This is a genomic window from Chryseobacterium sp. KMC2 (assembly GCF_016756935.1).
Lineage (GTDB): Bacteria > Bacteroidota > Bacteroidia > Flavobacteriales > Weeksellaceae > Chryseobacterium > Chryseobacterium rhizosphaerae.
This window is the reverse complement of sequence record NZ_JAESIT010000009.1, coordinates 218,175-230,341: the sequence shown is the minus strand read 5'-3', so window position 1 is coordinate 230,341 and position 12,167 is coordinate 218,175. Positions and strand designations below refer to the sequence as shown.

The following is a 12,167-nucleotide window of genomic DNA, read 5'->3' as shown; positions in this document are numbered from 1 at the left end:
TTACCGATGAACAGGTTATAGCTTCGGAAATTCATCAGTTTCCAGATTTTTTACTGTATGAGCTGCATGATGGTCTTTTATTCCGGAAAGATGCGTTGGTTCCAAGTAAAAAGATGCGCTCTGCTTTACTTTGGACGCCGATAGATAAGGCATTGTGCCTTACATTTCCGGCTTCTAATCAAAATTATTTCGGAATTAGTGAAAAAATTCAGATCCGCTTAAAAGAAAATAATGAAGAACAGCCGGTAATTGCTTTATTAAGCCGAATATCAGATATTAGTGAAAGCATAGCCGGAACAGCAAAATTTAAGCTTGAAAGAATAAACTGGACAACCATAGGAGATAAAGCACTGTTCTTAGGAACGCCGTTATTAAGCCTTCCGGGAAAAACATATTGGACAAAAGACAAGCATCTTCTGCCTTCAGGTTTGGATTTTGAGTTTAAAAATATGAGTACATTTTTACAGCAGAAATATAATAAAGAATCAGACGGGTGGCTTTTATGGGATGAAAATGGAAATTATTTTTCCTTAAAGGATACTGATTTCCGTCAGTTGTCTGTCAGCTCATTCCGTCTTACTGAAAAATCAAAAGAATGGAATTAAAGGTATACTTCCAGTCCTATGAAAATTATTTCTGGGAATGGAAAACCGATGAAGATGTTCCCGGAGATTCCGGGTATCATGATCATAACCTGCTCTCTGTCCCGGGAGTGGGAGCCATTGCTTACAGACCCTATGTAATGGAAATCCTGAAAGAGCTGCAGCTGCAGGGATGGCCTCCGTTTGGAGCATTGCTTATGGTTTTATATGCCATGCAGGAAGGATATACCGATTTTGAAACTCCCTTAAAACGTACAGCTGACTTCTACAGTATGGGGAATTTTGAGTTTAATGCAGTAAGAGAAATTGAATTTCTTGAAAAAATAAAATCACTCCCCAAAACTTATAAACAGGGACAAAATAGAATTATACTTTTGCAGATTCTCTTTAAAGATGTACATCACAGGATCTCTTCTGTGAATGCAGAACTTAATCTGAATGCCTATTATAAAAGACCTCACGAACTGGCTTCAAGTGCAGAAAAAAAATATGCCGGACCATCTGTTTTGAATAGAGATTTAAAAGCATTGGATCTCAATGAGAAATTTCCTACCGTTCAGTCTATCATTGATGCAATGAAAGGACTTGTGGAGGAACCTGAACTGGATGATGAACTGGTACAGGAAGAAACAACCTCAGATACAGATAAAGACTTTATCAGGGAATTGGTGGAAGAGCCCAAAACATTTCAGGTAGGAAGCCTTATCAAAAGGATCTGGAGCGGACTGAAAATTCCGATGCGTCACCTTTCTCCGGGAGAGCAACCCATTGGAGGAATTTCTGATATGACTAATAAAGGCGACTTTCACAGAATGCTTCTTTCAGAATTTGCCAATGAAGATGAAATATTTATGAGCCGTGTGGCCAATAATGAGGCCCTTTATATACAAAGAGAAATTCCCCCTGAAGAAAATATTTTTGAGCGGGTAATCCTGATCGACACCTCCCTTAGAAATTGGGGAACCCCAAAAGTGTTGGCTTTTGCTTCAGCTTTGGCAATTATTAAACATCCCAAAGCCCATTCAGAATGCAGGGTTTTTGCCTTGGGACAAGATAGTGTTCCGATGTCGTTCAACAAGGTAGAAGAAGTTATTGAAAACCTTAACAAAGTGAGCCCCGTTCTTGAGGTTTCAGAGACACTGGAAAGTTTTTTTAGCGGACAGTATTCTGAAAAAGATATTGAAGTTTTCTTTATTACCCATCAGGAAAATATAAAAGATGAAAAGGTTCAGAGAGTAATCCATGAAAACAGAGAAAAACTCAAATTTCTGGTAACAACTACATCAGACGGCGAGATCAATTTTTATAAACATGATAAAGGAGCAAGAAAACATATTCAGAAAATAAAGCTTCCTCTACAGGAGTTATGGGCTAATCCGCCACGAAGAAAGCATGTGGCTGAAAATATCAATGGGAAAAAAACGGATCTTCCTCAAAATTATCCTATTTTATTTCCAATGCCTGTCAGTAAGATCGCTCAGTTTTTATATGAAGGGGAATTTTTTGTTTTAAGTTCCAAAAAGCATTTGCTGAAAACCTATCTGTCAGATAACTATTATGACAGACATTCTTATGACTATTATAAAACATTCCATGGCTGTGAGGTTTTATTTGAAAAGATTTCTGTAAAACCAAGAGGACAGTTTGCATTGGCGAAAAATAAACAGCAGCATTTTATCCTGTGTCAATATCAGGCCGATAAAAAATTAATTTCCAAGCTTAACATCAATACAAAAGAATATTCTGAGCAGAATCTCACCGGAATGAATATTGGAGACTCCTATGAACTGCTGTATTTTGGTAAAAGTTTTTATCTGTACCATTCTGCCAATCCAGTTCATTACAAAATAAATATTGATGGAAATGTTTCGCTGGAAGCTATTTCCGGTAAGGAAAAAGAGATAGAAAGAAACAAAGCGAAAGTTGAGGTGGAAGTAGCCAAACTCGATAGAAGCGGATTAAAAATTATCAATAGTTTTAATAAAATAGGAATTAATGAAAATCATAATCTGGTGATTTCAGATAATGAGCTTAGCAGTCTCTACGAAAATTCATTAAATCTTAGCAAAAACAAATCTGAAATTAAAATTTTTGCAGAGCAGAATAAAAATAAATTTACCTTTCCCGATGGAAGCGAAATTATTACAGATTCCCGGGGAATACTGACTTTTATAAGCAGTAATAAAAGAATTGAAGAGTTTTTTGTTCCCTCCACAGCATACGGATTTTTATCGTTGGCTACGTATACAGAATTTGGAGGTTCAGAATATTATCTTCCCGAACATGCCTTGTTGAAAGTGAAAACTATGGAAGAAATGTGTTCCCGGTTTTTAAAAGCATTTATAGAACAGATCTTGGATTATGGAGCTTAGAATTAAACCTTTTCCGAAAAACAGATATCCTAAAAAAGGGCTTTTAATTAAAGGCTCTTCACCTGTAGTATGGCTTCAGGAAATGGAGGTACTTGAGATCAACCTAAATCACGTTCAATCTTTTGCTATCCCATCAGATATTCCCAATTTACTGTATGGGTGTTTTCTTATTTTTAACGATCAAATTCCACATGAGATTGGGAGAAATGCTTACTTTCAGTCGGTAAATGACAGGTTTTTTATACCTGAAAATACAACCTTTTATCCTAAGATTAATCCGGAAGACTGGGAACATCTGGATTCCCGGCTTATCATTATGCATCCAGAGTTTGGATTGGTCAAACTATCGGAAGAAATCGATTGGATTACTTTAATTCAGGAACCTGACAAAATAAAGGAAATAATCAGAAAACCATTAAGTGGTGTTCATATTCCTCAGAACATTGAGAGCTATACTGTAGAAATGGATGATGAAAAAATCCTGGAAGCATTACAGCCAAAACAAACTGAAGAAGAATGGATGAAAAACCTGCCTTTTGATCTCAAAAAGGTAATGGCCGGAAATAAAAAAGAAATTGAAAAGTATTTAAAATATATTGAAAAATATCCTGAAAGAGCTATCGAGCTAGGAGTTCCTTTGGATATTATGGGAACTTCCAGAGGAGATGGTTTTGAAAAATTTACCTGGTTTGAAGGTTTATTTGGAAGCTCTGATGGTAAACCTGAAACTAAAAGGGTGAGAAACTCAAGACGGATTTTTTGGGCAGTATTGGTGATTGCTGTTATTTTAAGATTTGCATTGCCATCCGATAAAAATAAGAAAGAGCAGGAAGAGACTGGCATTTCTTCAGGAAGTATTGTTACCGATGCAGTCAAAGCCCCTTCAGATATGGTGGCCTTTCAATCCGGAATCTCGGAAATAGATCAGAAAATTGATTCTATATATCAGGAAAAAAGAACAGCCTTATCTAAGGAAGTACGTGTGGCGAGTACAATGATAGCGGCCAAAGAGAAGGAAAGGGAACAGTACAGAAAAGCAGGAGGAAGAAGCCTTAATGAAATCAGTCCTGATATAGACAAGCTTGTTACCAAAGAAAAACAGAGCAGGGATTCTCTCAAAATAGTGTACACCAAGAAGATTAAAAAGCATATTGAAGAGAGAACAGAAAAACTGAAACGGAGGCTTTCAGATTCCCTGAAACAATATAGCAGAGGAGAACCTGTCAATGGAGATGTGGTAAAATACCTGGTCAAGAAGAAACAAGTCCTGATGGCAGATTCTTTAGGACGACTTTATGGTACCATAGATCTCATAGATGCTTCTTCAGCACCTGTTGGAAAATCTAAGGTAAAAGGAGTGGAAGCAGGAGGGAGCAAGCCGGAAGAAAAGGCTCCGGTTTCAGATATTCTTTATCTGATTATTTTTATGATTGGTGCAGTGGGAATCTATCTCTTTATCTTTAAGAAAAAAGCCTTACATCTCGGAGGTGATAATGTACCGGGCTGGATAAAATTTCTTTTAATTGCCATACTTATCACCATGTTGGTATACCTGTTTTATCCGTTGGTGAAAATGTTTGGTTATAACTGGTTTGTATGGGCCCTTATCATTTGTGTTATATTACTTCTTTACCGTCTGTTCAGGGAAGATAAAACCATTTTAAACACTGAAGATGATGAATAAACAGAAATTTATAGACAAATTCATGGCTGCCTTTGTCCTTTTAGTGATGTTTAAGGTGATCGGAATCGTAGCCCAGCTATTTCATGAAAGTTTCTGGAGTGTGGTGGGTACTTTGGTGATTTTCTTAGTAGTGGCATTTATTATCCTTATTGTAATTGCTGCTTTAAAAGATAAAGAACGGAATGCACAAAACTCAGGAAAAAGAGGTGCAGGTGGAGGAAGCTTTTATCTGGAAAGCTCATTGTTTGACAGAATAAGAAGTAAATATGAAGAACTCGCTGAGAAATATATTGCAGAAAAAGAGTATAAAAAAGCAGCAAGAGTCTACATGAATTTACTTCAGGATAATTACAGAGGAGCAAAAACCCTGGAAGATGGGGCATTTTACAATGAAGCTGCGGCGGTATATCTTAAGAAATTAAACAATAAATCTGATGCTGCCATCTGCTATGAAAAAGCAAAACAATACAAAAAGTCTATTGATCTTTACAAAGAGATGGAGCAGAAGGAGAAGGTAGGTGATCTTTATAAAAAAATCAATGACCTTGAAAACGCCCATACTTATTACCAAATGGTTGCTGATGACTATACAGCCAATAATCAGATGGTAAAGGCTTCTTTGGTCTATCGTAAAAAGATGGAAAATAGAGAAGAGGCACAAAAAGTATTGTTGAAAGGATGGGAGGAGGATAAAGATCCTTTCAACTGCCTGAATAACTATTTTGCCAATATCCATGATGTTCAGAAGCTGGAAACGGAAATTAGGAATTTATATGAAAAGACTCCGGATTATAAAAAGATGACCTACCTGGATGCCATGAAACATGAGTTCAGAAAAGATCCGAAATTACAAACAACAACCAGAAACATTGCTTATCAAATCATTGCCGAAAAAGTAGGAACACGTTCGGAAATTGTAAACGAACTGAAATTTTTCAATCCCGATGACGAGGTGATCCTGAAAGATATCTCCAGATTTAAGACCGGAAGAAATAAGATGTTCAGACATTGAAAGTAAATGTTACATTTAAAATCCATTAGAAAATAGTACGAATTTTAAAGCCAGGTGTAGCAAAAAAATGAGCGCTCAAAACAACTGTTTTATTACCCCATCCTGTGAAAATTATAAAATAATTACAAAAAAGATTTATCTTTGCCCCAGAAAATTATGACAATACAAAGAGCACATATCAATGCAGAACTATGCGGACGCCCATCTACAAAGGGGTTATTCGGATATGAATGGACGATATGGAATGAGGCAAAATGTGCTGACTTTGGAAATTATTTACTGTAAACCCGTAAAAATTTAATCAAAATACTGCAAAAACGCCTCGATTTTTCGAGGCGTTTTTTGTTTTTTAGGTCAGAAATTATTTAGAATGAAAAAAAATAACCATAAACATGAAAATTTAATAACTAACAATGAAACTTTAATACGATAAAATAGAGTGATAAGCAACCCGGTGAGAGACAGTCATTTAGGTAATTAAGATATCCGCAATATATTGCGGACAGGTATTTCTTATTCTTAAAATACGATATAATCCACTGATTTTCAATGAGTTAATTTGAAAATTTATTTGCGGGTTTCAAAAAATCATATTTACTTTGCAACCGAAAATTGAAAGCAACAGGTTTTCAGAATTTCAAAAAATAATTTAAAAACAAACAAAAAATAAAATGAAACAATTACATAACATATTCAATCTGTATTCAAGAGTATTCGGACAAGAGCCGATATCTCCTCTGTGTATTATTGATGGTGGAATTGTGGATAAAAGGTGCTTATATACGTGGGTCAGTGAATGATTTCTTACGTTAGAATATATAAAGCACCTCCCGAAAAGAGGTGCTTTTTTTATGGTTTCTTTAGCTTATTTGGTAAAGCGCCGGTCTGTGGAACCGGAGAACAGGGTTCGATCCCCGAAGATACCCAAAATGATCTCATAGCTCAAGTGGTTAGAGTATCGGTCTTATACACCGAAGGTTGAAGGTTCAAGTCCTTCTGAGATTACAAAAATGGTTCCGTAGCTCAACTGGATAGAGCATGGGTTTTCTAAACCCAGGATTAGAGGTTCGACTCCTTTCGGAATCACAAAGATTCACGGAAAATTTCAGCTCCGACTGTCTCTCGGAAAAGAATTTTGAAGTGAATCTGTAAAACTGGAAAGATAACGGTGGTTGTTTACCCGTCTTGGACGCGGGAGGTCGCAAGTTCGAATCTTGCTTTCCAGACAAAAAAGTGAATAAGTCAATGGTAAATGTTGCTATATAAGTGAATTAAAAAACAACCATAAAGAACACTGACTGTTCACATAGTAAAATGATTTCGTAGCTCAAGTGGTTAGAGTGTCGGTCTGATACACCGAAGGTTGAAGGTTCGAGTCCTTCCGGAATTACAAAAGATTTTGTAGCTCAATGGTAGAGCACCGGTTTGTTAAACCGGAAGTTGAAAGTTCGAGTCTTTCCAGAATCGCAGATAATAAAATGTTAATTGTTTCAGGAGAAAAGTAAAAGTTTGTCGAGAGCAGAAGATCTTTACGCCAAACACGAAAATTATAGACAAGCTTTTTCCTTCTCCCACAAACTGATTGCCATTGATAAAAAAAGAAGAGTTTGTCGAGCGTAGAAGTTCTTATATCAAATAAAAAATAATGACAGGCTCTTGTTTTTAAATATCTAAACGAGATGATAGTGGTAAAAATCAATCCATTACCATTCATCATTTATCATCTGATGGTTCGTCGAAGTGGAAGAGTCGGGGCGGTCTGCAAAACCGTTGCATATGCTGAGTGGGTTTGAATCCCATAGCCATCTCAAATAACTAAAATGAGATTAGTTCAGGAGAAAATATAAAAGTTTGTCGAGCGTAGAAGTTCTTATATCAAACAAAAAAATAAAGACAAACTTTATTTCCTCCCTTGGAAAACGGGACTCATTGCTAGTTACTCATGAAAATGGAAGTACGCCGAAGTTGGAGAGTCGGGGCAGACTGTAAATCTGTTGCTTCATTGCTGAGTAGGTTCGAATCCTACTACTTCCACAACCGCTGATAATGTAATGGCAGCATGCAGGAAATATACTCTTGTTGTTTAGGTTCGATTCCTGATCAGTTGGTTTTATTGCTCTATTCGTCTAATGGTGAGGATGCCTGCCTTTCGAGCAGAAAATAAGGGTTCGATCCCCTTATAGAGTACAGAATGTACATGAACTGGTCAATATTGAATGACAATGATACCATGAAAATTCAAGTTTGAAAATACATTTGGCCAGTCATCATGCACATGGAAATTAGGAAAAGAGAAAGGTTTGTCAAGCGCAGTTGATCTTTACAAATACTAACAGGCATAGTTTTTAAATAGACAGAGCTTTCTCAAACCTAAATAAGTAATGAATAATCATTGAAAAACAAATCATTACTAATAAAAAACTGCGGGAATGGTGGAATGGCAGACACACCTGATTTAGGATCAGGGTTTTAAGAGTTCGAGTCCCTTTTTCCGTACCAAAACATAAATGATAAGCAATGAGCAATGAGAAAATTAATAATTATCGATGACTCATTACTTATAAAAAGCCGGAAGAGTGGTGTACAAGGTGTGCACGTTAGTCTGAAAAACTAAAGGTACAGGTTCAATTCCTGTCTGTTCCACAAAACATGAATGATAAGTAATCATTACTTCCTGATTAGTTCTGGCATCGCTTATTACTCATAGCCTGATTCATAGTGTAATGGTTGAGCACACAAGATTTTGATTCTTGTAGTTTAGGTTCGAATCCTAATGAATTAACATCATCCACTCCGATATTGTAATGGTAGCATTTCAGTCTCCAAAACTGACAGTATTGGTTCGAGTCCAGTTCGGAGTGCAAAAAAATGAAGAGTCAATCCGCATTGCGGTCAGTTTTTTAAATTCACTGTTGGCCATTCATCAATCAGTAATCATTTATTAATTATCAATAAACATATGTAGAAAAAATGGAAACGCAACAACAAACATGGCAGAATATGAACGGAAAGATTTTCCAACACTCTATCACACAGCTGGTAGAAGAAGCCATCATTCGCGAATTGGCAAACGGACACCGTCTGAAAGTATGCGTGGGATCAGATTCTCATGTATATGGAGAAGCCATCAATTATGCTACGGCAGTAGTATTTATTCGTGAAGGAAAAGGAGCGTTTACCTTTATTAGAAAAGAAAGAGAAATACAGAGTATCAGTATCAAAGAGAGAATGCTGAATGAAGTCAACAAATCTGTGGAAATTGCCTACACAATTTGTTCTGTATTGGATACCTATGGAGTAGAAATGGAGGTACACGCGGATATTAATACCGATCCTGATTTTAAATCCAATGTAGCATTAAAAGATGCGATGGGATATATTCTGGGAATGGGATATGTCTTCAAAGCAAAGCCTTTTGCTTTCGCAAGTTCCAATTGTGCTGATATGATGGTATAAGGAGATATTGTGATCATTGATTCATATGGTAAAAAGTAAATAAAAGAACCTTTAAAAATTAATAACCATGTTTTTCTTAGTTCAGTCTAGTGCAAATTGGGAGCAGTAAGAAATGCAAGTTATAAAGATTAAATTATAGAAATGACAAAAAGATTATTATTTCTGGATGATATAAGGTTTCCTGTTGAAGCATATCATTATACCAAACAGGAAATTTTTCTCAGAAAAGACTGGCATATCGTTCGGAATTACGAACAGTTTGTCAATAGGATTTTGGAAAAAGGACTTCCGGAAATGATCTCTTTTGACCACGACCTTGCAGATGTAAGTTATCTGAAAACAGATTCCCCGGAAGGTGTTGAAAAAACAGGATATGAGTGCGCCAAATGGCTGATAGAATTTTGTATGGATAATTCTTTAGACTTACCCAAATTCTACTGCCACTCGATGAATCCTGTAGGAAAGGACAATATTATGAGCCTTTTAAAAAATTTTAAAACTATTAAAAACTAAAAAAAAATGATTTTCAAAACATATAACTCTATAGAAAATGCTTACCAGGCCCGCGTGATCGAACAGATCAGGATGCAGGGTTTTGGAGATGAGGTTTTCATCGTACAGGAAAAAGTTCACGGTGCCAATTTCTCATTCTTTACCGACGGAAAGGAAATTAAGATCGCGAAGAGAACTGCTTTTATTGAAAAAGATGAAAAATTTTTCAATGCCCATCAGATTTTGGAACGTTACAGGAAAAATGTAATTAAAGTGTTTCAGAAAGTGAAAACTATTGATCCGAATGTTGAAACTATAGTGATCTATGGCGAATTGTTCGGTGGTGGCTACGAACATAAAGATGTAGAACCGGTAAAAGGTGCTGTAAAAGTGCAAAAAGGTATTGAGTATGCCCCTTACAACGAATTTTATGCTTTCGATATCAAATTAAACGGAGTCACTTATCTGGATACAGAAATGATCAATTCAATTTTTGAGGAAACGGGATTTTTCTATGCTAAGACCTTGTTTCAGGGTAGCCTGGAAGAAGCTTTGAGGTTCCCTAATGTTTTCAATTCTAAAATTCCAACCTGGTTAGGGTTACCGGAAATGAACAATATGTGTGAAGGAACTATTGTAAAGACTTTGAAAACGAAATATTTTGGAAACGGTGCAAGAGTCATTCTAAAAAATAAGAATGAAAAATGGATTGAAAAATCTAAAATGGTGAGAAAACAGGCTAAAACCGTTCAAAAACAAATCCATTTTAGTGAAACAGCTCAGAATATTTGGGAAGAAATACAAAGGTATGCAACAGTCAACAGGCTGAATAATGTAGTGAGCAAGATTGGTGAATTTGAACCTAAAATCATAGGGAAAGTTATCGGTCTTTTTGCTCAGGATATTTTGGAAGATTTTGAAAAAGACTTTCCGGCAGTCTTCACAACCATTGAAAAAGAAGAGCAGAAAAGAATCAACAAAAAGTTGAATGCATTAGTCATTGATTTTATCAAAGAAGAATTGATGACCGTTAAAGTTTAGTTTCGGTATTTTTTACCGGAACTTTTTTATGTATAAAACCTAAACCACAAAAGAAGGTAAGCATTTAGTTATTTTTTAGTCACGATGAATCGTTTGAGAAGAACACCTATGTTATTTTGAAAATACTTGATTTTCATAATACATCCAGTTGGTCATTCCGTAGGAATCTCAACAGCAAATAAAGAAGATCAGATGACTATTTATTGTGAAGTCCTTTGGTGGTTAAACAACAATTAAAAAAAATGAAACCTAATATATTTTTTACCGCAGACCATCATTTTGGTCACGAAAATATTATAAAATTTTCCGAAAGACCTTTTGAGTCTTTGGAACATATGAATGAAGAACTGATTAAAAGATGGAATGAGAAAATCGGACCCGGGGATACCGTGTACCATTTGGGAGATATCAGTTTAGGAAAACCTGATTTTACTAAAGAAATTTTAGACAGGCTGAATGGTAATATCCATTTAATAAAAGGAAATCATGAAGGGGCAGCATTGACTTACCCCAAACGGTTTGCTTCGATAAGGGATTACCATGAGCTTAAGGTTGATGAACCCGAGAACGGTAATGGAAAACAGAAAATTATTCTCTTTCATTACGCCATGCGCACCTGGAACGGATCCCATCGTGGAATCTGGCAATTATACGGGCACTCACACGGAACATTACCGGATGATGAAATGGCGTTGAGCTTTGACGTAGGGGTAGACTGTCATGATTTCTATCCGGTTTCCTATGAGGAAGTTAAAGAAATAATGAAAAAGAAAAAATGGACACCTCCATTTGGACCGAGAGAATAATGAGTGAGTTATAGAGCAGGAGAATTTTTGCCCCAAAAGCTAAACGTAAGGTTAGGTATTTAAATTTCCCGACCTCTTGAATCTTGGTTCTTGGTTCTTGAATCTTAGCTCTTAACCTTTTAATTAAAACATTTTAAAAAATTTAAACAAGTGAAAACAACAGAAAATATATTAATTGTAGACCTGGAAGCAACGTGCTGGGACAACCGCCCGCCCAGAGGTCAGGAAAGTGAGATCATCGAAATCGGGGTTTGTATTATGAATGCAAAGACTGGAAAGATCTCTAAAAATGAAGGTATTTTGGTGAAGCCGCAATACTCGAAAGTAAGCCCTTTTTGTACGGAACTTACAACCCTTACCCAGAACATGTTGGATAACGAAGGAATCATGCTGGAAGATGCATTTGACATCCTGAGAGCAGAGTACGATTCTGAAGAATTGACATGGGCCAGCTATGGAAACTACGACCTGAATATGCTTAAAGATCAGGCACAGAGATTTTATCTGGATTATCCCATGGGAGATGACCATATGAATGTGAAAACCTTATTCGGAGAGATTCATCCTACCATAAGAAAAAGTGTCGGGATGAACAGGGCCCTAGGTGAATTGGGACTTACATTGGAAGGAACCCATCACCGGGGAGTTGATGATGCCAGGAATATTGCAAAGATTCTGCACTGGTGCCTGAAAAACTATTAA

General features: G+C 36.3%; 10 protein-coding genes and 12 tRNA genes. All 22 read left to right on the top strand.

What is annotated here, in order from left to right:
- Positions 1 to 605 (top strand): hypothetical protein (locus tag JML65_RS13015; RefSeq protein ID WP_202271101.1); only part of this gene is annotated, 605 nt, incomplete at its 5' end.
- Complete coding sequence (locus tag JML65_RS13010) at positions 596 to 2,974, top strand: hypothetical protein (RefSeq protein WP_202271100.1); 2,379 nt, start codon at positions 596 to 598, stop codon at positions 2,972 to 2,974. The genes JML65_RS13015 and JML65_RS13010, both read left to right, overlap by 10 nt.
- A complete protein-coding gene (locus JML65_RS13005) occupies positions 2,964 to 4,658 on the top strand; it encodes an APC family permease (protein WP_202271099.1) in 1,695 nt (564 codons plus the stop codon). The genes JML65_RS13010 and JML65_RS13005 overlap by 11 nt, the downstream gene beginning before the upstream one ends.
- Positions 4,648 to 5,670 (top strand): soluble NSF attachment family protein, encoded by a 1,023-nt coding sequence (locus tag JML65_RS13000; protein ID WP_228406229.1) that lies wholly within the window; start codon positions 4,648 to 4,650, stop codon positions 5,668 to 5,670. Before JML65_RS13005 ends, JML65_RS13000 begins: the two co-directional genes overlap by 11 nt.
- A 156-nt stretch (positions 5,671 to 5,826) precedes the next feature.
- Positions 5,827 to 5,955: a penicillin-binding protein gene (locus JML65_RS12995; RefSeq protein ID WP_167449355.1), complete on the top strand. Its 129-nt coding sequence runs from the start codon at positions 5,827 to 5,829 to the stop codon at positions 5,953 to 5,955.
- Positions 5,956 to 6,523: 568 nt separating this feature from the next.
- Positions 6,524 to 6,596 (top strand) — tRNA-His (locus JML65_RS12990).
- Positions 6,597 to 6,601: 5 nt separating this feature from the next.
- Positions 6,602 to 6,675, top strand: a tRNA-Ile gene (locus JML65_RS12985).
- A 7-nt stretch (positions 6,676 to 6,682) separates the two neighbouring features.
- Positions 6,683 to 6,756 (top strand) — tRNA-Arg (locus JML65_RS12980).
- 68 nt (positions 6,757 to 6,824) lie between these two features.
- Positions 6,825 to 6,896 (top strand) — tRNA-Pro (locus JML65_RS12975).
- 90 nt (positions 6,897 to 6,986) lie between these two features.
- Positions 6,987 to 7,060: transfer RNA gene (locus JML65_RS12970), tRNA-Ile, on the top strand.
- A gap of 5 nt (positions 7,061 to 7,065) precedes the next feature.
- Positions 7,066 to 7,137, top strand: a tRNA-Asn gene (locus JML65_RS12965).
- 483 nt (positions 7,138 to 7,620) lie between these two features.
- Positions 7,621 to 7,704 (top strand) — tRNA-Tyr (locus JML65_RS12960).
- An 81-nt stretch (positions 7,705 to 7,785) separates the two neighbouring features.
- A tRNA-Glu gene (locus tag JML65_RS12955) sits at positions 7,786 to 7,857 on the top strand.
- A gap of 236 nt (positions 7,858 to 8,093) precedes the next feature.
- Positions 8,094 to 8,169 (top strand) — tRNA-Leu (locus JML65_RS12950).
- Positions 8,170 to 8,240: 71 nt separating this feature from the next.
- A tRNA-Phe gene (locus JML65_RS12945) sits at positions 8,241 to 8,313 on the top strand.
- 66 nt (positions 8,314 to 8,379) lie between these two features.
- A tRNA-Gln gene (locus JML65_RS12940) sits at positions 8,380 to 8,452 on the top strand.
- 8 nt (positions 8,453 to 8,460) lie between these two features.
- Positions 8,461 to 8,531: transfer RNA gene (locus JML65_RS12935), tRNA-Trp, on the top strand.
- A 109-nt stretch (positions 8,532 to 8,640) separates the two neighbouring features.
- Entirely contained in the window at positions 8,641 to 9,126 is a 486-nt protein-coding gene (locus JML65_RS12930) for a ribonuclease H-like YkuK family protein (protein ID WP_047489429.1), read from the top strand.
- Positions 9,127 to 9,267: 141 nt separating this feature from the next.
- On the top strand, positions 9,268 to 9,639 hold the full coding sequence (locus tag JML65_RS12925) for a cyclic-phosphate processing receiver domain-containing protein (RefSeq protein WP_237390876.1): 372 nt from the start codon (positions 9,268 to 9,270) through the stop codon (positions 9,637 to 9,639).
- 6 nt (positions 9,640 to 9,645) lie between these two features.
- Positions 9,646 to 10,659 carry an RNA ligase, Rnl2 family gene (locus JML65_RS12920; protein WP_115918055.1) on the top strand — a complete coding sequence of 338 codons (1,014 nt, stop codon included), beginning with the start codon at positions 9,646 to 9,648 and terminating at the stop codon, positions 10,657 to 10,659.
- A gap of 242 nt (positions 10,660 to 10,901) precedes the next feature.
- Positions 10,902 to 11,465 (top strand): metallophosphoesterase, encoded by a 564-nt coding sequence (locus JML65_RS12915; RefSeq protein ID WP_084086766.1) that lies wholly within the window; start codon positions 10,902 to 10,904, stop codon positions 11,463 to 11,465.
- A gap of 150 nt (positions 11,466 to 11,615) precedes the next feature.
- On the top strand, positions 11,616 to 12,167 hold the full coding sequence (locus tag JML65_RS12910) for a 3'-5' exonuclease (protein WP_047489426.1): 552 nt from the start codon (positions 11,616 to 11,618) through the stop codon (positions 12,165 to 12,167).